Source organism: Sphingomonas mollis (assembly GCF_016427505.1).
Classification (GTDB): Bacteria; Pseudomonadota; Alphaproteobacteria; order Sphingomonadales; family Sphingomonadaceae; genus Sphingomonas; species Sphingomonas mollis.
Window position 1 is genome coordinate 164602 of record NZ_JAELXS010000008.1, and the last position, 21662, is coordinate 186263.

19 protein-coding genes and 1 pseudogene are annotated in these 21662 nt (G+C 67.6%); 12 read left to right on the top strand and 8 right to left on the bottom strand.

From position 1 onward, the window contains the following. The 8 genes and pseudogenes from scpA to JAO74_RS14680 all read left to right on the top strand — a co-directional run bounded on the left by scpA (position 1) and on the right by JAO74_RS14680 (position 11093). Positions 1–2331, top strand: a complete 2331-nt coding sequence (scpA, locus tag JAO74_RS14645) for a methylmalonyl-CoA mutase (protein ID WP_199039648.1) — start codon at positions 1–3, stop codon at positions 2329–2331. Next, the gene (locus JAO74_RS14650; protein ID WP_199039651.1) at positions 2328–2708 is read left to right on the top strand and encodes a lysozyme inhibitor LprI family protein; all 381 of its coding nucleotides are present in this window, start codon (positions 2328–2330) and stop codon (positions 2706–2708) included. The genes scpA and JAO74_RS14650 overlap by 4 nt, the downstream gene beginning before the upstream one ends. Then, entirely contained in the window at positions 2639–3700 is a 1062-nt protein-coding gene (gene bioB, locus JAO74_RS14655) for a biotin synthase BioB (protein WP_416194316.1), read from the top strand. Before JAO74_RS14650 ends, bioB begins: the two co-directional genes overlap by 70 nt. 117 nt (positions 3701–3817) lie before the next feature. Beyond that, the gene (locus tag JAO74_RS14660; protein WP_199039654.1) at positions 3818–5920 is read left to right on the top strand and encodes an acetyl-CoA carboxylase biotin carboxylase subunit; all 2103 of its coding nucleotides are present in this window, start codon (positions 3818–3820) and stop codon (positions 5918–5920) included. Between the two features lie 71 nt (positions 5921–5991). Then, a complete protein-coding gene (locus JAO74_RS14665) occupies positions 5992–7509 on the top strand; it encodes an efflux transporter outer membrane subunit (protein WP_199039657.1) in 1518 nt (505 codons plus the stop codon). Then, entirely contained in the window at positions 7509–8876 is a 1368-nt protein-coding gene (locus JAO74_RS14670; RefSeq protein ID WP_199039659.1) for an efflux RND transporter periplasmic adaptor subunit, read from the top strand. Before JAO74_RS14665 ends, JAO74_RS14670 begins: the two co-directional genes overlap by 1 nt. A gap of 126 nt (positions 8877–9002) precedes the next feature. After that, positions 9003–9683, top strand: a pseudogene (locus JAO74_RS14675) (ABC transporter ATP-binding protein); the annotation flags it as partial. A 204-nt stretch (positions 9684–9887) separates the two neighbouring features. Beyond that, complete coding sequence (locus tag JAO74_RS14680) at positions 9888–11093, top strand: ABC transporter permease (RefSeq protein ID WP_199039661.1); 1206 nt, start codon at positions 9888–9890, stop codon at positions 11091–11093. Here JAO74_RS14680 and JAO74_RS14685 read toward each other — a convergent pair. Genes JAO74_RS14685 through JAO74_RS14710 form a run of 6 tightly spaced genes read right to left on the bottom strand, consistent with a single transcriptional unit; the run spans position 11062 to position 18644 of the window. Then, a complete protein-coding gene (locus tag JAO74_RS14685) occupies positions 11062–11685 on the bottom strand; it encodes a nucleotidyltransferase family protein (protein WP_199039663.1) in 624 nt (207 codons plus the stop codon). The genes JAO74_RS14680 and JAO74_RS14685 overlap by 32 nt on opposite strands. After that, positions 11672–12595 (bottom strand): XdhC family protein, encoded by a 924-nt coding sequence (locus JAO74_RS14690; protein WP_199039665.1) that lies wholly within the window; start codon positions 12593–12595, stop codon positions 11672–11674. Before JAO74_RS14690 ends, JAO74_RS14685 begins: the two co-directional genes overlap by 14 nt. A 38-nt stretch (positions 12596–12633) precedes the next feature. Further along, on the bottom strand, positions 12634–14826 hold the full coding sequence (locus JAO74_RS14695) for a xanthine dehydrogenase family protein molybdopterin-binding subunit (protein WP_233151031.1): 2193 nt from the start codon (positions 14824–14826) through the stop codon (positions 12634–12636). A 60-nt stretch (positions 14827–14886) separates the two neighbouring features. Further along, on the bottom strand, positions 14887–17124 hold the full coding sequence (locus JAO74_RS14700; protein ID WP_199039667.1) for a xanthine dehydrogenase family protein molybdopterin-binding subunit: 2238 nt from the start codon (positions 17122–17124) through the stop codon (positions 14887–14889). A gap of 3 nt (positions 17125–17127) precedes the next feature. Further along, positions 17128–18111, bottom strand: coding sequence for an FAD binding domain-containing protein (locus JAO74_RS14705; protein ID WP_199039670.1), 984 nt, complete (start codon positions 18109–18111; stop codon positions 17128–17130). Then, positions 18108–18644, bottom strand: a complete 537-nt coding sequence (locus JAO74_RS14710) for a 2Fe-2S iron-sulfur cluster-binding protein (RefSeq protein WP_199039673.1) — start codon at positions 18642–18644, stop codon at positions 18108–18110. The genes JAO74_RS14705 and JAO74_RS14710 overlap by 4 nt, the downstream gene beginning before the upstream one ends. Before the next feature lie 156 nt (positions 18645–18800). Here JAO74_RS14710 and JAO74_RS14715 point away from each other — a divergent pair, with 156 nt between their 5' ends. Continuing rightward, positions 18801–19070 carry a hypothetical protein gene (locus JAO74_RS14715; protein ID WP_199039676.1) on the top strand — a complete coding sequence of 90 codons (270 nt, stop codon included), beginning with the start codon at positions 18801–18803 and terminating at the stop codon, positions 19068–19070. A 9-nt stretch (positions 19071–19079) separates the two neighbouring features. Here JAO74_RS14715 and JAO74_RS14720 read toward each other — a convergent pair whose 3' ends face one another. Then, positions 19080–19376: a 4a-hydroxytetrahydrobiopterin dehydratase gene (locus tag JAO74_RS14720; RefSeq protein ID WP_199039679.1), complete on the bottom strand. Its 297-nt coding sequence runs from the start codon at positions 19374–19376 to the stop codon at positions 19080–19082. Between the two features lie 50 nt (positions 19377–19426). Here JAO74_RS14720 and JAO74_RS14725 point away from each other — a divergent pair, with 50 nt between their 5' ends. From JAO74_RS14725 to JAO74_RS14735, 3 genes are read left to right on the top strand one after another with little or no spacing between them, the layout of a single operon-like run. Beyond that, entirely contained in the window at positions 19427–19858 is a 432-nt protein-coding gene (locus tag JAO74_RS14725; RefSeq protein WP_233151032.1) for a metallopeptidase family protein, read from the top strand. Continuing rightward, a complete protein-coding gene (gene ccmA, locus JAO74_RS14730; RefSeq protein WP_199039685.1) occupies positions 19855–20460 on the top strand; it encodes a heme ABC exporter ATP-binding protein CcmA in 606 nt (201 codons plus the stop codon). The genes JAO74_RS14725 and ccmA overlap by 4 nt, the downstream gene beginning before the upstream one ends. Continuing rightward, complete coding sequence (locus JAO74_RS14735; RefSeq protein ID WP_199039688.1) at positions 20457–21104, top strand: heme exporter protein CcmB; 648 nt, start codon at positions 20457–20459, stop codon at positions 21102–21104. The genes ccmA and JAO74_RS14735 overlap by 4 nt, the downstream gene beginning before the upstream one ends. On the opposite strand, the gene JAO74_RS14740 is transcribed toward JAO74_RS14735, so the two are convergent. After that, positions 21037–21642 carry a pseudouridine synthase gene (locus JAO74_RS14740; protein WP_199039691.1) on the bottom strand — a complete coding sequence of 202 codons (606 nt, stop codon included), beginning with the start codon at positions 21640–21642 and terminating at the stop codon, positions 21037–21039. The genes JAO74_RS14735 and JAO74_RS14740 overlap by 68 nt on opposite strands. Between the last annotated feature and the right edge of the window lie 20 nt (positions 21643–21662).

Sequence of the window (21662 nt, forward strand, 5' to 3'; positions counted from 1 at the left end):
ATGGCCGAAATCGAGACGAACACCGGCGAGGATGCCGGCGCGGCACCGCCTGCGCCGCCGCAGCCCGAACCCGTCAAGCAGCCGACGCTGGCCGACTGGCAGGCCGCCGCCGCGCGTGAGGTGAAGGGCCGCGACCTGACGTGGCCGACGCCCGAGGGCATCGACGTGAAGCCGCTCTATACCGCCGATGACGTGAAGACCGATCCCGGCCTGCCCGGCTTCGCGCCGTTCACGCGCGGCGTGCGCGCATCGATGTATGCGGGGCGGCCGTGGACGATCCGGCAATATGCGGGCTTTTCGACCGCCGAGGAATCCAACGCTTTCTATCGCCGCAATCTGGCGGCGGGGCAGAAGGGGCTATCGGTCGCGTTCGATCTGGCCACGCATCGCGGGTACGACAGCGATCATCCGCGCGTGACCGGCGATGTCGGCAAGGCGGGGGTCGCGATCGACAGCGTCGAGGACATGAAGATCCTGTTCGACGGTATTCCGCTCGACCAGATGTCGGTCAGCATGACGATGAACGGCGCGGTGATCCCGATCCTGGCGTTCTTCATCGTCGCGGGCGAGGAACAGGGGGTGGCGCGCCACCTGCTCGACGGGACCATCCAGAACGACATCCTGAAGGAGTTCATGGTCCGCAACACGTATATCTATCCGCCCGATCCATCGATGCGGATCATCGCAGATATCATTGCCTATACTTCGGCCGAGATGCCGAAGTTCAACAGCATCTCGATCAGCGGTTACCACATGCAGGAAGCCGGCGCGACGCAGGTGCAGGAGCTGGCCTTCACCATCGCCGACGGCCGTGAATATGCCCGCGCGGCGATGGCGGCGGGGCTGGACATCGACAGGTTCGCCGGGCGCCTGAGCTTCTTCTTTGCGATCGGCATGAACTTCTTCATGGAGGTCGCCAAGCTGCGCGCGGCGCGGACGTTGTGGCACCGGGTGATGACCGATCTGGGCGCGAAGGACGAACGGTCGAAGATGCTGCGCACGCATTGCCAGACGTCGGGCGTGTCGTTGCAGGAACAGGACCCGTACAACAACGTGATCCGCACCACGATCGAGGCGATGGCGGCGATGTGCGGCGGGACGCAAAGCCTGCACACCAACGCGCTGGACGAGGCGATCGCGCTGCCGACCGACTTTTCCGCGCGGATCGCCCGCAACACGCAGATCGTGTTGCAGGAAGAGACGGGGATGACGAAGGTCGTCGATCCGCTGGGCGGCAGCTATTATGTCGAAAGCCTGACGCAGCAACTGGTCGATCAGGCATGGACGATCATCGAGCGCGTCGAGGCGGAGGGCGGCATGGCGGCGGCGGTCGCCAAGGGCTGGCCCAAGGCGATGATCGAGGAAGCGGCGGCGGCGCGGCAGGCGCGCGTCGACCGGGGCGAGGACGTGATCGTCGGCGTCAACAAGTACCGGCTGGCGGAGCAGGATCCGATCGACATTCTCGACGTGGACAATGTCGCGGTGCGGGAGGCGCAGGTGGCGCGGTTGCAGACGATGCGGGCAACGCGGGATGAGGCGGCGTGTCAGGCGGCTCTGACGGCGTTGCGGGAGGCGGCGCAGAATCCTCCCCTACAAGGGGAGGAGGACCATGCAACGCATGGTGGAGGGGGTTCTCCCCACACGATATCGCCTGGGGAAGCCCCCCTCCGTCAGCCTGCGGCTGCCACCTCCCCGTCCCGGGGAGGACTGGAGGACAATTTGCTGGCGCTTGCCGTCGAGGCGGCGCGGGCGCGGGCTTCGCTGGGGGAGATTTCCGCCGCGATGGAGGTCGCGTTCGGGCGCTATGGTACGCAGCCGACGCCGGTCAGCGGTATCTATGGCGGTGCCTATGCCGACGATCCACGCTGGGCGCGGCTGACCGATGGCGTCGATGCCACGGAGCGTCGGCTGGGGCGGAAACCGCGGATGTTGGTCGCCAAGATGGGGCAGGACGGGCATGATCGCGGCGCCAATCTGGTCAGCAGCATGTTCGCCGATCTGGGGTTCGAGATCGTGCCGGGCCCGCTGTTCCAGACCCCGCAGGAGGTCGCCGGGCTGGCGCTGGAGAAAGACGTCGACGTCGTCGGTGCATCGTCGCTGGCGGCTGGGCACAAGACGTTGATCCCCGAGCTGATCGGCTATCTGCGCGATGCCGGGCGGCCGGATATCAAGGTGATCGCCGGCGGCGTAATTCCGGCGCAGGATTACCAGATCCTGCGCGACGCCGGTGTGCAGGCGATCTTCGGCCCCGGCACCAATCTTGTGCAGGCGGCCGAAGAGGTGTTGAGGCTGCTCGGCCATAACATGCCGCCACAGGAGGATGCCGCATGATCCGATATGCACTGCTCGCCGCGCTGATGCTGGCGGGACCGGCCGTCGCCCAGACGCAGACGGCGATGAACCAGCAGGCCGGCGCCGACTGGAAAGCGGCGGATGCGGCGATGACGGTGCAGTGGCAGCGCACCTATGCGGCGATGAAGCGGCGTGATGCGGCCGATACGACACGCGGCGGCGGGGTCGGCTATGCGGCTGCGACGCTCGCGAGCCAGCGCGCGTGGTTGCCGTTCCGCGATCGCCAGTGCGTGATCGAGGGGGCGGAGTATGCGGGCGGATCGATGCAGCCGATGGTACAGCGACAATGTCTGGCGCGGGTGACGCGCGAACGGACCGTACAATTGAAGGATATGATGTGGCAGCGGGGACGATGAACGACGTGCGCAACGACTGGACGCGGGGGCAGATCGCCGACCTGTTCGACCTGCCCTTCACCGACCTGCTGTTCCGCGCGCAGACCGTCCACCGCGCGCATCATGCGCCGGACGAGGTGCAGTTGTGCACGCTGTTGTCGATCAAGACCGGCGGTTGCCCGGAGGATTGCGGATATTGCTCGCAATCCGCCACCGCCGACAGCGGGCTGAAGGCGGAAAAGCTGATGGACGTCGATGCCGTGCTGGCCAGCGCCGCCGAGGCGAAGGCGGCGGGGTCGCAACGCTTCTGCATGGGTGCGGCATGGCGCAACCCCAAGGCCCGCGACATGGACAACGTGGTCGCCATGGTCGAGGGCGTGAAGGCGATGGGGCTGGAAACCTGCATGACACTGGGCATGCTGGAGGCGTCGCAGGCGCGAGCGCTGGCCGAGGCGGGCCTCGATTACTACAACCACAATATCGATACCTCGCCGGAGAATTACGGCAACGTCATCACCACGCGGACCTTCGCGGACCGGCTGGAGACGCTGGGGCATGTTCGCGATGCGGGGATTTCGGTGTGCTGCGGCGGGATCGTCGGGATGGGTGAGACGCGGGGCGACCGGGTCGGCTTCGTCCATGCGCTCGCCACGTTGCCGCGCCATCCGGAAAGCGTGCCGGTGAATGCGCTGGTGCCGGTGAAGGGCACGCCGCTGGGCGATATGCTGGCGGGAACGCCGATGGCGAAGATCGACGATATCGAATTCGTCCGCACCGTTGCGGTGGCGCGGATCGCGATGCCGTTGTCGATGGTACGGCTGTCGGCGGGGCGCGAGAGCATGTCGGAGGCGACGCAGGCGTTGTGCTTCATCGCGGGCGCGAATTCCATCTTCACCGGCGACAAGCTGCTGACGACGGGCAATGCGGGCGACAGCGCGGATGCGGCGTTGCTGGCCAAGCTGGGCGTGCGACCGATGACCGGTGCGGAGCCGATGCGGGTGGCGGCGGAATAGTCCCCCCTCCCGCTTGCGGGAGGGGTTAGGGGAGGGTCTGTCTCTCCCGCAATCATATCGCCCGGACGCGGACAGGCCCTCCCCCGGCCCCTCCCGCAAGCGGGAGGGGAGAGTAGGATGTTCAAGAAAATCCTGATCGCCAATCGTGGTGAGATCGCGTGTCGCATCATCCGCACCGCTCGGGCGATGGGGATCGCGACCGTCGCGGTCTATTCGGATGCCGATGCGCGCAGCCGGCATGTGTTGATGGCGGACGAATCCGTGCGGCTGGGGCCGGCGCCGGCGGCTGAAAGCTATCTGAAGGCGGAGCTGATCCTGTTGGCCGCGAAGGAAACCGGCGCGGATGCGATCCATCCCGGTTACGGTTTCCTGTCGGAACGCGAGAGCTTCGCGCGGGCCTGTGCCGATGCCGGCATCGCCTTTATTGGGCCGCCGCCGTCCGCGATCGCGGCGATGGGTGACAAGATCGAATCGAAGAAGCTGGCGCAGGCGGCGGGGGTCAACGTCGTCCCCGGTTTCCTGGGCGAGATCGACGATACCGATCATGCGGTGCGGATCGCGGGGGAGATCGGTTATCCGGTGATGATGAAGGCGTCGGCGGGCGGCGGCGGCAAGGGGATGCGGCTGGCGTGGCACGAACAGGACGTGCGGGACGGCTTCGAGGCGACGAAGCGCGAGGGGCTGGCGAGCTTCGGCGACGACCGCGTGTTCATCGAGAAGTTCATCGAGAGCCCGCGGCATATCGAAATCCAGTTGCTCGGCGACCAGCACGGCAACATCGTCTATCTGGGCGAGCGCGAATGTTCGATCCAGCGGCGTCACCAGAAGGTGGTCGAGGAGGCGCCGTCGCCCTTCGTCACGCCGGCGATGCGCCGGGCGATGGGCGAGCAGGCGGTCGCGCTGGCGCGGGCGGTGGGGTATTTCAGCGCGGGGACGGTCGAGCTGATCGTGTCGGGCGCGGATACCAGCGGCACCGGGTTCTACTTCCTCGAAATGAACACGCGGTTGCAGGTGGAGCATCCGGTGACCGAGGCGATCACGGGCCTCGATCTGGTCGAGCAGATGATCCGGGTGGCGGCGGGCGAGCCGCTGGCGTTCGGGCAGGACGATGTGACGCTGGACGGCTGGGCGATCGAGACGCGGGTGTATGCGGAGGACCCGTATCGGGGGTTCCTGCCGAGTATCGGGCGGCTGGTGCGGTATAATCCTCCGGTGCAATCCCCCTCCCGCTTGCGGGAGGGGTTAGGGGAGGGCCTGTCCGCAAATGATGCGGCTGAACTGACAGGCCCACCCCCAGCCCCTCCCGCAAGCGGGAGGGGGGAAGAAGAGGCCTACACCCGCATCGACGATGGCGTCGCCGAGGGGGGCGAGGTATCGATGTTCTATGACCCGATGATCGCCAAGCTCATCACCTGGGCGCCGACGCGCGAGGGGGCGATCGACGAGCAGATCGCGTCGCTGGATGCGTTCGAGATCGAGGGGCCTGGGACCAATCTCGATTTTCTGTCGGCATTGATGCAGCATCCGCGCTTCCGCGCAGGCGCGCTGACCACGGGGTTCATCGCGGAGGAGTATCCGGACGGATTCCACGGGGCGCCGGCGGATGCGACGCTGCGTCGGACGCTGGCGGCGGTCGCGGCCTTTGCGGCGACGGCGCAGGCGGACCGGGCGCGGCGGATCGATGGGCAGCTTGGTCGGCGTCTGCCACCGCCCGCCGACTGGACCGTGCGGCTGGATGGCGTGGAACATGAGGTTCGGGTGTCCACCGATGGCATCGTGGTGGATGGCGACGCGATCGACCTCGCGCTGGAATACACGCCGGGCGACCGGATGGTGCAAGCGGAAGCCAGTGCAGATGGGGACGACACCGCGCTGACGATCCGGCTGGCGCCGACGCGCACCGGCTTTCGCCTGTCGACACGGGGCGCCTCGCACGATGCGCGGGTGCTGCCGGCGCGGGCCGCGCCCTATGCGCGGCACATGATCGAGAAGGTGCCGCCCGACCTGTCACGGTTCCTGCTGGCGCCGATGCCGGGGCTGCTGGTGCGGCTGGATGTCGCGGCGGGCGACCGGGTGGAGGCGGGGCAGCCGCTGGCCGTAGTGGAGGCGATGAAGATGGAGAACATCCTGCGCGCCGGGAAGACGGGCGTGGTGAAGAGTATCGAGGCGGCGGCCGGCGAGAGCCTGGCGGTGGATCAGGTGATCCTGGAACTGGAGTGAAACCGCGTCCGCGACAAACTGCGACATAATAGCGCTGGACGGTTACACGCTGCCCGGCCATTTCTTGGGGCATGGTCCGAGCCCGCGTTTCCCTGATTGCCGCCACGCTCGCGTTGGGGGCGTGTTCCGTCGGGCCGGATTATCGGCCGCAGACGCCGACCGAACTGGGCGTACCGGTCGCCTATTCGGTGCCGGCCGCGCCGACGCCGGAAGACCTGACGCGCTGGTGGAACCGGTTCGACGATCCGGTGCTCGGCCGGCTGGTCGAACAGGCGGCGACCGCGAACACCGATATCGCACAGGCCGTCGCCCGCCTGCGTCAGTCGCGCGAGGCGCTGGTGCAGAGCAGGGCCAGCCTGTTGCCGACGCTGTCAGGATCGACCGGCTATCAGCGCAACGAGAATCTGCGGGGCGGCGGCCGGTCGTTCACGCTGCCCGACGGCACCGTCGTCGATACCGGCGCGGGCGGAACGAACAGCTATTCGATCGGACTGTCGGCCAGCTATCAGGTCGGCATCTTCGGTGAATTGCGCCGCACCGTGGAAGCGAGCCGCGCCCAGTATGAGGCGTCGGGATTCGATTATGCCGCCGTCCTGTTGTCGGTGCAGAGCGAGGTTGCGCGCAATTACGTGATCGCGCGGGGATTGCAGGCGCAGATCGCCAATGCGCGCGCGTCGCTGGGCATCCAGGACGACAATCTGGAGATCGCGGGTTTCCGCGTGCAGGCGGGGCTCGTCTCCAGTCTGGACAGTGAACAGGCGCGGGCGCAGCGGGCGCAGACCGCCGCGACGATCCCCTCGCTGGAACAGCAATACAACGCCGCCGTGTCGCGGCTGGGCGTGCTGACCGGGCAGGCGCCGGGCGCGTTGAAGCCCGAGTTGGCGACGACGAACCCGATTCCTGTCGGGCCCGCGACGGTCGGTATCGGCATTCCCGCCGATACGCTGCGCCAGCGCCCCGACGTCCGCTCCGCCGAACGCGCGCTGGCCGCGGCGACGGCGCAGATCGGCGTGGCGAAGGCGCGGCTGTACCCGGCGCTGGCGATCACGGGGAACATCAACACCAACGCGACGTCGCTGGCCGGGATCGGCGATGCAATCACCGGCGGCCTGTTCGCGGGATTGACGCAGGCGATCTTCAACGGCGGGCGACTGCGCAGCCAGGTGCGGACGCAGGAGGCGGTCGCGGATGGTGCGCTGGCCAATTACAAGGGCATCGTGCTGCTGGCGCTGGAGGATGTCGAGAACGCGATCGTCGCGTTGACGACGGCGCAGGCGCGCGAGCGGGAATTCGCGATCGCGCTGGATGCCGCGAACAATTCCGCGATCCTCAGCCGCAGTCAATATCGATCCGGCCTGACCGACTTCACCACGTTGAACCAGCAGGAGACGGCGCTGCTGTCGGCGCGCAACGGTTTGACGCAGGCGCGCGCCGATGCGTCGTCGGCGCAGATCGCGCTGTACGTCGCGCTCGGCGGCGGATGGGATGCAACGACCGTGCCCGAAGCGCCGCCGCGGACGATCGCCGCCGGCACCAGCGCCGTGCCCGTTCCCGTGACGACGACCACTCCCGCAAGCGAGACCCGTTGATGGCCGACCAGAGCACCGATGAATTTCTGGGCGTGAAGGCGGCGCCGGCGTGGCGTCGCTACGTCAAATGGGTGGTGATCGCGGTCGTCGTGGTGGCGCTGGCGCTGTTGCTCAACCGTTGTTTCGGTGGATCGGATGCGGTGCAATATTCGACTGCTCCGGCGCAGCGCGGCAATCTGACGGTCAGCGTGTCGGCGACGGGCAAGCTGGCGCCGACCAATCAGGTGACGGTTGGATCGCAGTTGTCGGGTCTCGTCACCAAGGTGGTGGTCGATGTGAACGACCGCGTCACCGCCGGCCAGCCGCTGGCGCTGATCGATCCCGAACAGATCGACGACCAGATCCGCGCAGGCGAGGCGACGCTGGCCGCCAATCAGGCGCAGGTCGGGCAGGCGCAGGCGACGGTGGCCGAGGCGAATGCGCAGTTCGCGCGGTTGCAGGAGGTGTATCGCTTGTCGAATGGTCGTGTGCCGTCGGCCACCGAATTGCAGACCGGTCGCGCCAATGCGCAGCGCGCGGTGGCGGGGCTGAAGACCGCACAGGCCAATGTCGCCGCCGCGCGTGCGCAGCTGGCGCAATCGCAGACGCAGCGCAGCCGCGCGATCATCCGCAGTCCCGTATCGGGCGTGGTGCTGGCGCGGCAGGTCGATCCCGGCCAGACCGTCGCCGCCTCGTTCAACACGCCGACGCTGTTCGTGATCGCCGAGGACCTGACCAAGATGAAGCTGGAGGTCGCGATCGACGAGGCGGATGTCGGCGAGGTGAAGCTGGGCCAGAAAGCGAACTTCACCGTCGATGCCTTTCCGGGACAGACCTTTCCGGCGGAGATCACGCGGGTCGATCTGGGATCGAACCTGACGGTCAGTTCGGCCACCGCCTCGACATCGACCACCACGACGTCGACCACCGGGCAGGTGGTAAGTTATGCCGCCGATCTGACGGTCGCCAATCCGTCCGGGCAATTGCGGCCGGGGATGACGGCAACGGCGGATATCGTGACGTCGGACAAGCGCAACGTGCTGCTGGTGCCCAACGCGGCCTTGCGGTTCAAGCCGACGGCGGGAGCCGGTGGCGCGCAGGGAGGCATCGCCAGTTCGCTGACCTTCCGTCCGCGTCGCGACCGGCCGGAGCGGACCGCGACGCTGGGCCGGGGTGCGACACAGACGGTGTATGTGAAGTCGGCGGACGGCACGCCAAAGGCGGTGCAGATCACCACCGGCGACAGCAACGGCACGATGACCGAGGTGCTGGGCGGCGACCTGAAACCCGGTGCGCAGGTTATCACCGGGCAACTGGCGAGCGGCGACACCGCCGCCGCGCCGCGCGCGGGCGGGCAGCGTCGACAGGGTGGCGCCGGTGGGCAGTGAGGTGTTCTCCCTCTCCCCTTCAGGGGAGAGGGTCGGGGAGAGGGGGATGTCATTGACGTTTCGCACTCCCCCTCTCCCGCCATCGCTTCGCTCGGCACTCTCTCCCCTGAAGGGGAGAGGGCAGGGATGACCGTTCCCCTCATCTCCCTTCGCGGCGTCACCAAGGTCTATGGATCGGGGGCGACGCAGTTTCAGGCGTTGAAGGGCGTCGATCTCGATATCACCGGCGGCGATTTCGTGGCGGTGATGGGACCGTCGGGATCGGGCAAGTCGACGACGATGAACATTCTCGGCTGTCTCGACATGCCGTCGGCGGGCGAGTTCACGTTTCGCGGCCATCATATCGAGACGCTGGACCGCGATCAGCGGGCGTTGCTGCGGCGGAAGTATCTCGGTTTCGTGTTTCAGGGCTTCAACCTGTTGTCGCGCACCTCTGCACTGGAGAATGTCGAACTGCCGCTGCTGTATCGCGGCGAGGACAAGCGGTCGCGGCGAGAGCTGGGGATGGCGGCGCTCGACAAGGTGGGGCTGGCCGACTGGTGGGACCATACGCCCGCCGAACTGTCCGGCGGCCAGCAACAGCGCGTGGCGATCGCTCGGGCGATCGTGACCAGTCCCGACGTGCTGTTGGCGGACGAGCCGACCGGCAATCTGGATTCAGAACGCTCGGTGGAAATCATGCAACTGCTCACCACGCTGAACCGGGACAGCGGCATCACTGTGCTGATGGTGACGCACGAGCCCGACATGGCGGCGTTCGCGCGGACGGTGGTGCATTTCAAGGACGGGCTGGTGGAGCGGATCGAGGCGCAACATCGGCAGGGTGAGGCGGTGGAGGAATCCCCCTCCCGCTTGCGGGAGGGGTTAGGGGTGGGGCTGTCCCCAACAACTAGCTCCGATACTGGTGGACAGGCCCACCCCCAGCCCAGTTCGGGGTCGGCTGTGCCCCCGGCACAGCCTGAACAGCGTGGGACGCTGTTCACCCCGAACTCGCAAGCGGGAGGGGAGTAGATGTTCGGCACGACACTCGTCCTCGCGCTGCGGTCGATCCGGCGGCATCTGTTGCGGTCGTTCCTGACCATTTTGGGCATCGTCATCGGTGTCGGCGCGGTCGTAACGATGGTGACGCTGGGCAAGGCGACCACGGCGGCCGTGCAGCAGCAGATTTCCGCGCTCGGCACGAACGTATTGCAGGTCCGGCCGGGTCAGGGCTTCGGCCGGGGCGGCGGCGGACCGCGACCGCCCGATTTCAAGCCGGAGGATGTCACCGCGATCGCCAATCAGGTCGCCGGCGTGACCGCCGTCGCCCCGCAGGCCAGTGCGACCGCCACCGCGATCTATGAAGGGGCCAACTGGTCCACGACGATCAACGGTACGACGGCGGCGTTCCTGACGGTGCAGCCATGGCCGCTGACCGCCGGGCGATACTGGACGCCGGCGGAGGAAGAGGCGGGCAAGGCGGTGTGCCTGATCGGCAATACCGTGCGCCAGAACCTGTTCCGGGGTGGCGCGGCGGTCGGTACGCGGATGCGATTGGGCAATATCAGTTGTGACGTGATCGGCACGCTGTCGACGCGCGGGCAGGGCGGGTTCGGCGATCAGGACGATGTCGTGGTCATGCCGATCAAGGCGGTGCAGCGCCGCTTCACCGGATCGCGCGACATCCGGTTGATGATGGTCGGCGTCGATACCGCCTATTCCACCGCGACGGTGCAGGCGGGGATCATGGACCTGCTGCGCGAGCGGCGGAATATCACCGGCGGCAAGGAGGATGATTTCAACATCTTCGACACCAAGCAGATTTCGGACACGCTGACCGGCACGACGACGCTGTTGACGCGCATCGTCGCGGCGGTAGCGGGGATCAGTCTGGTGGTCGGCGGCATCGGCATCATGAACATCATGCTGGTATCGGTGACGGAGCGGACGCGCGAGATCGGCATCCGCCTGGCGATCGGTGCGGTCGCGCGCGAGGTACTGTTGCAGTTCCTGGTCGAGGCGGTCGCGCTGTCGTGCCTGGGCGGGCTGATCGGGCTGGCGCTGGCGCAGCTCGTCATCCTCGCGCTGGTGCCGGTGATGCAGGTGCCGTGGACGTTCGATCCGCAGATCAACGTGGTCGCCTTCGCGATCTCGGCGGTGATCGGTGTCGTCTTCGGCTATTTCCCCGCCCGGCGCGCGGCGGCGCTCAATCCGATCGACGCGCTCCGGCACGAGTGATCGCTTCCGGCGCGTGGACCAGCGCGCGGAGCTGCTCCAGTTCCTCGGGCGTATCGACGTCGATCAGTTCGGCCGGGGCGGTCACGACATGGCGGCCCGCCTTTATCATCTGACTGGCGCCGTGTTCGCCGGTCAGCGCGAGCAATTCATCGAAGCGGTCGCGGCCGAACAACGCGGGGGGCCTGGGTTCGCGACCGTCGCTCGACGCCACGACCGCACCCATGCCGTCCACCGCATCGTACAGGCGATAGATGTGCGTGGCGGTGACGCGTGGCATGTCGGCCAGCGCGATCAGCACCGCGTTCGCGCCCAGTTCCCTGGCACGCTGCACGCCGATCTTCACCGATTTCGACATGCCCTCGCCCGGATCATGATTGTGCAGCTGGGTGAAGCCATGGGGCGTGTAATCGATCCGGCCGCCGTCGACGATCGCCAGACGTTCCATGAACGGCATGCTTTCCAGCGCGACGGCAACGTGCAGGCCCAGTTCGCGGCCCAGGAACGGTTCGGTCAGCTTGGACCCGACATCGCCGAAGCGGCGCGACTGGCCGGCGGCGAGGAGGATCAGGACGGTGTTCTCAACGCTTATCATGGAACGCTCCCACCATGGCGGCGGCGATCGACAGGGCGATTTCCGACGGGCCGATCGCGCCGATGTCGATGCCGACGGGGGCGTCGATGCGGTCGATCTGCTCCGTCGCAACGCCCGCGGTGGCCAGCCGCTCCCGCCGTGCGGCATGGCTCCGGCGGCTGCCGAGCGCGCCGACATAGGCGGCGTCGCTGGCGAGCGCCGCAATCAGGCCGGGATCGTCAATCTTGATATCGTGGCTGAGCGTGACGACGGCGGTGGCGGGGCCGGGCCGATACGCCGCGATCGCCTCGTCAGGCCAGCGATCGTCCAGCGTCACGCCGGGGAACCGTTCCTCGGTCAGGAAGCGCGCGCGGGGATCGATCACCACCGTCGCGATACCCAGTTCGCGGGCAAGGCCGGCGAGCGCCTGTGCGATCTGGACCGCACCGACGATCAACAGGCGGCGCGGCGGATCGTAGCGGTTGAGGAACACCTCGCCGGTTTCGGCGGGGCGCAGATCGGAATGGCCGGTCGCCAGATCGGTGGTGACGGTCAGCGCGTCGCCCTGATCGCGGGCCTCGGCGATGCGGTCGAACAGTTCGGGGTCGAAACCCTCGGCCGATACCGGCTGCACCATCACCGCGATCTCGCCGCCACAGGGCAGGCCGACTTCCCATGCCGCGGCGTCGGCGACGCCATAGTTCCTTACCTGGAACGGCGCGCCCGCGATCACCTCGGCGGCGGTCTGGAGGATGTCGCTTTCGACGCAGCCGCCCGACACCGACCCCTCGAACCGGCCATCGGCGTGGACGAGCATGTGGCTGCCGCGGGGACGCGGGGCGCTGCCCCAGGTCGACACGACGGTCGCCAGTGCCAGCTTCTCGCCCTTCCAGTCGCGTGCTGCCGCCAGCACGCTGTCATTTTCGGCCATGGTCTCTTCTCTCGTTTTCCCCTCTCGCGGGGCGGATTTCAGATCGGCGGCAGGTCCGCCAGCAATTTGTCCAGCGTCACCGGCATGGCGCGTACGCGGACGCCGGTGGCGTTGTAGATCGCGTTCACCACCGCCGCGCCGGCGCCGGAGATGCCCAGTTCGCCCACGCCCTTGGCACCGACCGGATTGGCGGAATCATCGATTTCCTCGATGAAATGCGCCTCCAGTGCCGGAATGTCGGCGCTGACGGCGACGTGATATTCGCCGAAATCGGGGTTCACGAAGGTGCCGGTACGGGTGTCGACCACCGCATCCTCGGACAGGGCATAGGCGATGCCCCAGGCCATGCCGCCGATCAACTGGCTGCGCGCGGTCTTGGCATTCAGGACGCGGCCGATATCGAACACGCCGAGCATCCGCCGCACGCGGACCTCGCCGGTGACGGCGTTCACCGCGACCTCGCAGAAATGGACGCCGTGGCTGGCCTGGCTGGTGCGCTGGCTTTCCTTGCCGGGGCCGGTCTTGCCGTAGCCGGTCAAAGGCTCGCCGCGCAGCAGGTCGGCGAGCGGGACCTGCCGTCCGCCCGCCATGACGCAGCCGTCCTTCAGGCGCAGTTCCTCGGGCGAGGCGTTCATCCGGCGGGCGAGTTCGGCGAGGATGTCCTCGCACGCCAGTGCCACGGCGGAGCCGGCGCTGCCTGCGCCGAATGACCCGCCCGATCCCGCGCTGGGTGGCAGGTCGGTGTCGCCGAGCCGGACATCGACGCGTCCTATCGGCAGACCCAGCATCTCGCCGGCCACCTGCGCCAGCACGGTATAGGTGCCGGTGCCGATATCGGTCATGTCGCACTCTACCATCGCGCGACCGTCCGGCGTCACATGTACCCGTGCCTCCGCCTTCACGGTGAAATTACCACGCAGCGCCGCCGCCATGCCGATGCCGACCAGCCACTCGCCGTCGCGGACCGACGCCGGATCGGGCAGCACGTCCGGCCAGCCGAACCGCCGTGCGCCCTCGTCGTAGCAATCAAGCATCCGCCGCGTGGAGAAAGGCTTGCCACTGGTGGGATCGACCGTCGGTTCGTTCAGCCGGCGAAAGGCGAGGGGGTTCAGCCCCAGCCGTTCCGCCATCTCGTCCATCCCGCATTCGACCGCGAAGGTGCCGACCGCCTCGCCCGGTGCGCGCACCGCGCCGGTTTCGGGCAGGTCGACGCGGACCAGCCCGGTCGTGAACCTGCGGGCCTTGCCGGCGTAGAGCGGCAGCGTGCCGAAGGGGACGGGTTCCAGGAACTGCCCCTGATCGTTCTGGGCGACGACGCTCTCGTGCGCCATGGCGGCGATGTGGCCCGCCGCGTCGCAGCCGATGCGGATACGCTGCACTGTGTCGGAGCGATGGTGGACCATATAGGCGGTCTGGCGACGGGGCAGGGCGATCTTGACCGGCCGGCCGACATGTTGGGCGGCGATCGCCGCGAGGATCGCCTCGGCCCCGACGCCCGTCTTGCCGCCGAAACCGCCGCCGACATAGGGGGCGAGCACGCGGACCTTGTCCTTGTCGACTTTCAGCGCCTGCGCGATCGTGTTGCGGGCGGCGCCGATCACCTGGTTGCTGATCCGCAGCGTCACCGCATCGCCGTCCCACCACGCAGTGGTCGCATGCGGTTCCAGCGCGGCGGGAAAATGCACGGGCGTGGTATAGGTCGCGTCCAGCGTGACGGCGGCATCCGCCATCGCGCTATCGACATCGCCGATCTCGATCGGCGGCAGGAAGCCGATGCCGGGCTTTGCCTCGACCGGCTGGGCGCGTGGATCGAAGCGGCCGGGGGCGGCTTCGACCTCGACATGGACCAGCCGTGCCGCTTCGTTGGCGATGGCCTGCGTTTCCGCCACGACGATCGCCACGGGCTGGCCGTAATGGAAGATCGTGTCGGTCTGAAAGGCGGGCATCGCGCGGGAATTGGCCTGTCCCGCCGGCATCCGGGGATCGTCGGTGATGACCGCCACGACACCGTGGATCGCTTCGGCGGCCCTGGTGTCGATGCGGATGATCCGGCCGGCCCCGACGGGTGTGCCGACGATGGCCGCCACCGCGACGCGATCCGGGGCGTGTTCGAAGGCATAGATCGCAGCACCGGCGACCTTGGCCGGCCCGTCGATGCGATCGAGGGGCCGGCCCAATATCTGCTGCTGGCCCTGCGCGAGACCCGAGGGGCGCAGGGGATCGTCCATCATCACGTCACTCAACCGCGCCATCCTCTTGTTCTTCGCGGATGTAAGAGCGCGGAAGGCGCTTTACAGGGGCGGCAACCCGTCCAGCAACTTGTCGCAGGTGATCGGCATGTCGCGCACGCGGACGCCGCACGCATTGTAGATCGCGTTCACTACTGCCGCCGCAGCGCCGGCGATGCCCAGTTCGCCGATCCCCTTGGCATGGATCGGGTTGGCATGGATGTCGCGTTCGTCGATGAAATGCACTTCCAGTTGCGGCACGTCGGCGTTCACCGGCACATGATATTCGGCGAGATCGCGGTTCACCAGCTTGCCGTCGCGGGTATCGTGGATCAGGTCTTCGGTCAGGGCGGTGCCGATGCCGAAGGTCATGCCGCCCAGACATTGCGAGCGCGCGGTCTTTGCATTTAGCACCCGGCCCGCCGCGAAGATGCCGAGCATCCGCCGGACGCGAACCTCACCCGTCACCACGTTCACGCCGACTTCGGCGAAATGCGCGCCGTACGACGCCTGCGTGGTTTCCTTTTCCTGCTTGCCCGGCTTGATCTCGCCGGTGGCCTCCATGCCCTTGCCGACCAGATCGCCGATGGCGCGCGAGCGGTTGTCGCCGATCGCCATGCCGTCCTTCAGCGTCAGCGAATCTTCCGGTACGTCCATCGCCTTCGCGAGATTGCTGCGCAGCATTTCGCAGGCGAGGTAAACCGCCGATCCGGCCGACCCCGCGCCCCACGATCCGCCCGACCCGGCGGCGGGGGGATCATTGGTGTCGCCCAGGCTCATCGTGATCGTCTCGACCGGGATGCCGAGGATTTCCGACGCGATCTGCGCCAGGATCGTATAGCTGCCGGTGCCGATATCGGTCATCGCCGACGATACCGTGGCCGACCCGTCCGGGTGGATTTCCACCTTCGCGGACGATTGTTGCAGCATGTTGGCGCGTGTGGCGGAGGCGACGCCCATACCGATCAGCCATTCGCCCTCACGCTGGATGGCGGGTTTTGCGTGGCGCTTGTCCCAGCCGAACAGTCGTGCACCATCGTCGAGCGCGCGACTCAACTGGCGCGACGAGTGCGGCACCTGCTTTTCGGGATCGGTCTGCGTGTCGTTCACCTTGCGCAGCGCGATCGGGTCCATCCCCAGCTTTTCGGCCAGTTCGTCCATCGCGCATTCCAGCCCGACCATGCCGACCGCCTCGCCCGGTGCGCGCATCGATCCCGATAGCAACAGGTTCAGCCGCACCATGTCGTGCGTGATCGACCGGTTCTCGCCGGCATAGAGGAAGTGGGTGCCGATACCGACGGGCTCGAAATATTCCTCGCTGGCGAGGTTAGAGGTCAGCGAGTCGTGCCCGATCGCGGTCAGCTTGCCGTCGCGGCCGGCGGCCAGCCGCACGCGCTGTTCGGTATTGGATCGGCGCACGGTCGCGTCGAAAACCTGCGTACGTGCCATCACCGCCTTCACCGGCCGGCCAAGCTGCTTGGCGGCGATCGCCGCCGCAACGCTTTCCGGGGCGATGCCCAGCTTCGATCCGAAGCCGCCGCCGATATAGCGCGCGATGATCCGGACCTTCTTGGCGCTGATGCCGAGCGACTTGGCGAGCTGTTGCGCGCCCGATGTCGGCATCTGGTGCGAGCTGTACAGCGTCAGTGCGTCGTCTTCCCACACCGCGATCGACGCGTGCGGCTCCATCGCCGCCGAGTTCTGGCTGGGGGTGATGTAGGTCAGGTCGACGGTGACATCGGCATCGGTCATCGCCTGATCGACATCGCCCTGCGTGTAATGGGCGGGGATCATCGCGTCGGAGGGCTTGTCGGCTTCGTCGCGATGGGCGGCGAAGTCGTAGGTGCCTTCCGACTTTTCATAGGTAATCGGCAGCAACTGCGCCGCTTCCCGCGCCGCTTCGAAACTCTCGGCCAGCACGATCGCGACGATCTGGCCGAAATAATCGATCTCCTTGACGCCCTGCGTCGGCGCGCCCGTCTCGCCACCCTGTTGCGGCACCTTGATGAAGGTGTCGAAGTCGGTGACGACGTCGATCACGCCGGGCAGGGATTTCACCGCATCGGCATCGACCGACACGATCTTGCCGTGGCCGATCTTCGCACCGACCAGCACGCCATGCGCCAGACCGTCGATCTGGTATTCCGCCGAATAGGTGGCGCTGCCCGATACCTTGAGCGGCCCGTCCACGCGGTCGAGCGGGTGCGAGATCACGCCCTGCACACCGGTATCGAGCAGGCTGACGGGATGCGGCTTATCCATCGTCAGGCTGTTGGTCTTGCCGTCACCGAAATCGAACATCGCTTATGCTCCCGTCAGCTCACGCAGCGACGCGATCAGCGTGCGCCGCATGAGCGGAATCTTGAAATCGTTGGACCCGAAGCCGCGCGCGTCGGCCAGCAGCGCATCCGCCGCCGCCGCGAACGTCGCATCGCTCGCTTCCTTGCCGACCAGCGCGGCCTCCACCGCCGGGTTGCGCCAGGGCATCGGGCCAAGCCCACCAAAGGCGAGTGCGGCGGACTTCACCGTCGTCCCGTCCATCACGACGACCCCGGCGACCGACACCAGCGCAAAGGCATAGGAGGCACGGTCGCGGACCTTGCGGTACAGATGCCGCGCGCCCTCGACGGGTTTGGGCAGCTCGACCGCGGTGATGAGTTCGCCCGGTTCCAGCACCGTCTCGATCTCCGGCGTCTCGCCCGGCAGGCGATAGAAGTCGGCGATGGCGATGCGGCGGCGGTCGCCGTCCGCCTTCAGCGTCACGATCGTCGCATCCAGCGCGCGCATGGCGACGGCCATGTCGGACGGATGCGTCGCGATGCACTTGTCGCTGGTGCCAAGCACGGCGAGGATACGGTTGAAGCCGCCGATCGCCGAACAACCGCTGCCCGGCTCCCGCTTGTTGCAGGGGGTGGCAGTGTCGTAGAAATAATAGCAGCGCGTCCGCTGGAGCAGATTGCCGCCGGTCGTCGCCTTGTTGCGCAACTGACCGCTGGCCCCGGCGAGGAGCGCCCGGCTGAGCACTTCGTAACCCTCGATCACGCGCGGCTCGGCCGCCAGATCGCTGTTCGGCACCAGCGTGCCGATCGTCAGCCCGCCATCGTCGCGCGACTCGATATCGCCCAGCGGCAGACGGGTGATGTCGACCAGCTTGCCCGGCGTTTCGATCTGCAGTTTCATCAGGTCGAGCAGGTTGGTGCCACCGGCGATGAATTTCGCGCCCGGCGTGGCGGCATCGGTCGTGGCGGTTTCGGCGCTGGCGGCGCGTTCGTACTGGAACGTCTTCATGCGCCCACCTCCCCGGCGGCGACCAGCACCGGTTCACGATCGCCGAGGCCGGCAACCTCGCGGATCGCATCGACGATATTGGGATAGGCGGCGCAACGGCAGATGTTGCCGCTCATCCGCTCCGAAATCTCGGCATCGTTCAGTTCCGCATCGGTCAGCGAGGCGGAGGCGTGGCTGGCCCAGCCCTTCTTCGCCTCGTCCAGCATGCCCACCGCCGAGCAGATCTGGCCCGGCGTGCAATAGCCGCACTGATAGCCGTCATGCTTCACGAATGCGCTCTGCATCGCGTGCAGGTTGCCGACCTGACCCAGCCCCTCGATCGTCATGATCTCGTCGCCGTCGTGCATCACCGCCAGCGTCAGGCAACTGTTCACGCGGCGGCCGTTGACCAGCATGGTGCAGGCCCCGCACTGGCCATGGTCGCAGCCCTTCTTGGAGCCGGTCAGGCCCAGATGTTCGCGCGCCAGATCGAGGAGCGACGTCCGCACGTCGACCTCCGCTACATATCGCTGCCCGTTGATCGTCCACTGCATGCCGCTAGCCCTTTGAGCTGATTACGGTTTGCTGAACGCAGGCTGGCGTGTCCGGCTCCCGTTGCGAGTGGTTATCAGCGCACTGACGTGCCATGGCAGCGACAGAATCTTCATCGATGCCGGTATAGGGCGTCGTGATCCGTCGGAGTTTCTACCATGCGTCAGTTTCTGCCTTTCCTGCTCGTCCTGCCGCTCGGTGGCTGCGTCAGCACCGCCGCGTCGATCGTGAAGGCGCCGTTTCAGGTCGCCGGCAAGGCGGTGGACTGGACCACGACCAGCCAGGAGGAATCCGACCGCAACTACGGCCGCAAGATGCGCAAGGAAGAGGCGCGCGAAGGCAAGGAGCGGCGCGAATGGGAAAAGCAGTGCCGCAAGCGCCCGGACGATTGCCGGGCGTATGACGGGTTCGTGGCGGGGCGGCGTTAGTCCCGCGCCCTAATCTTCGCCGACGATCGCGTCGATCGCCTGCGCCATCTCGATATCGCGTGACGACAGGCCGCCGGCATCGTGGGTGGTCAGCAGCACGTCGACCCGGTTGTACACGTTGGACCATTCGGGGTGATGGTTCATCCGCTCCGCGATCAGCGCGACCTGCGTCATGAAGCCGAACGCCTCGATGAAATCGGCGAACACGATGCGGCGGACGATGGCGTCGCGCGCCTCGTCATGATCCCATTCGGGCAGGCCATCCAGCGCGTCGGCCCGTTCGGTTTCACTCAGCGACTCGATCATCCACCCCTCCGTCTTGCCGCCACCCGGCCACCCCGCCTATGGCGGTCGGCATGGATCGGCAAGGCTTCCCCGGCACGGCACCCGACGCCGCCCAGATCGAGGCGATCGCGCGGGCGACGATCGAGCGGCTGCCGCCCGAGTTCGCCCGGCATCTGGGCGATGTGGTGTTGCTGGTCGAGGAGGTCGCCGACGACGAGACGCTCGCCGCGCTGGGCATCGAACATCCGCTGGACCTGACCGGCATCTATAGCGGCCGGCCGGTGGGCGAGAAGTCGTCGGGCGAGTCGGGGGCGCTGCCCGATCGCATCCATCTGTATCGCCGTGCGATCCTGGACGAATGGGTCGAGACCGGCGTGCGCCTCGACGATCTGGTCGCCCATGTCACCATCCATGAAATCGGCCATCATTTCGGCCTGTCCGACGCTGACATGCACGCGCTGGAGGAAGAGGTGGGGGAGGAAGAAGTGGGCGAGCGCGGTTGAGCGTCGGGCTGGTCGCCACCGGTCTCGGCGCCCGGCGCGGCGGCCGGACGGTGTTCGCCGATCTGTCGTTTTCGCTGCATCCCGGTGAGGCGCTGCTCGTCACTGGGCCCAATGGTGTCGGCAAATCGACGCTGATCCGCCTGTGCGCGGGGCTGTTGCAGCCGGCGGCCGGTACGCTGGACTACACCGCTACGCCCGATCGGCCGCCCGTCGCGTTGCTGGCCGAGGCGGCGGCGTTGGATGGTGAACTGCCGCTGGGTGAGGCGCTTCGTTTCTGGGCGCGGCTGGACGGGCGGGCTGATGCCATCGACCGGGTCGCGACCGCGCTGGCCGAGGTCGATCTGGCCGCGCTGTCGACGGTGCCGGTCCGGTTGCTCTCGACCGGGCAGCGCCGTCGTGCCGCGCTGGCGCGCGTGGTCGCCAGTGGCGCCCTGCTCTGGTTGCTGGATGAGCCGGCCAATGGTCTGGATGCAGCCGCCACCGCGCGGCTGGAAGTGTTGGTCGAACGGCATCTGGAACAAGGCGGCATGGCGATCGTCGCCACGCATCTGCCGCTGCGTCTGCCGGGGATGCGGACGCTGGCGCTGGGGGGCGTGGCATGAGCGGATCGCTATGGCCGCTGATCCGGCGCGACGTGCGGCGTGGCTATGCCGGCGGTGGTGCGACGCTGGTGGTGGTGTTCTTCCTGCTCGTCGCCACGCTGTTCCCGTTCGCGATCGGGCCGGATGCGGCGTTGCTGGCGCGGGTCGGCGGCGGCGTGATCTGGGCGGCGGCGTTGCTCGCCGCGCTGATGCCGGTCGAACGGCTGGTCGCGCCCGATCTGGAGGCGGGGGTGTTCGATCAACTCGCGATCCGGGGCCAGTCGCTGGCGGCGGTCGCGGCGGCGCGGATGCTGGCGCACTGGCTGGCCTTTGCGCCGCCGCTGATGCTGGCGACGGTGATCGCGGCGGGGTTGCTCGATCTGTCGGCCGAGACGCTGCTGCTGGTCGAGGCGGGGCTGGCGATCGGTACGCCCGGTCTTGCCGCGCTCGCGGTGGCGACAGCGGCGCTGACCGCCTCGCTGCGCGGGGCGGGGGCGATCGCGGGGCTGGTGATGCTGCCGCTAGCGGTGCCGTTGCTGATCTTTGGCGCCGGTGCCCTGTCGGGCGGGGCGAGTGCGCTGAAGTTGCTGGCGGCGGTCAGCCTGTTGCTGGTCGCCGGGGCGCCGTTCGTGGCGGGGGCGGCGATCCGCGCGGCGATGGAGTAGCCTCCCGCCAGATACCTGGAGCGAGATCGTCGAGCGTCCAGTCGCCGATGCGCCACCGCACCAGCCGCAGGGTCGGCAGCCCGACGGCGGCGGTCATCCGACGAACCTGCCGGTTCCGCCCCTCCTCGATCGTCAGCCGCAGCCAGCCATCGGGTACCGTCTTGCGGAACCGGACGGGCGGATCGCGCGGCCAGAGATCGGGGGTGTCGATGCGTTCGACCCTGGCGGGGCGGGTCCGGCCGTCCTTCAGGTCGACACCGCCGCGCAGCATCGCGAGATGCGACTCGTCCGGATTGCCCTCGACCTGCACCAGATAGGTTTTGGGCATCTTGAACTTCGGATCGGCGATCCGCGCCTGCATCCGGCCGTCGTCGGTGAGCAGCAGCAGCCCCTCGCTGTCGAGATCGAGCCGCCCCGCCGGATAGACGCCGGGCAGATCGATAAAATCCGACAGGGTAGGACGCGGCGATACGGTGCCGCGATCGGTGAACTGGGTCAGGACGCCGTATGGCTTGTTGAAGAGGATCAGTCGCGACATAGCCTCAATCCTTGTCGAAA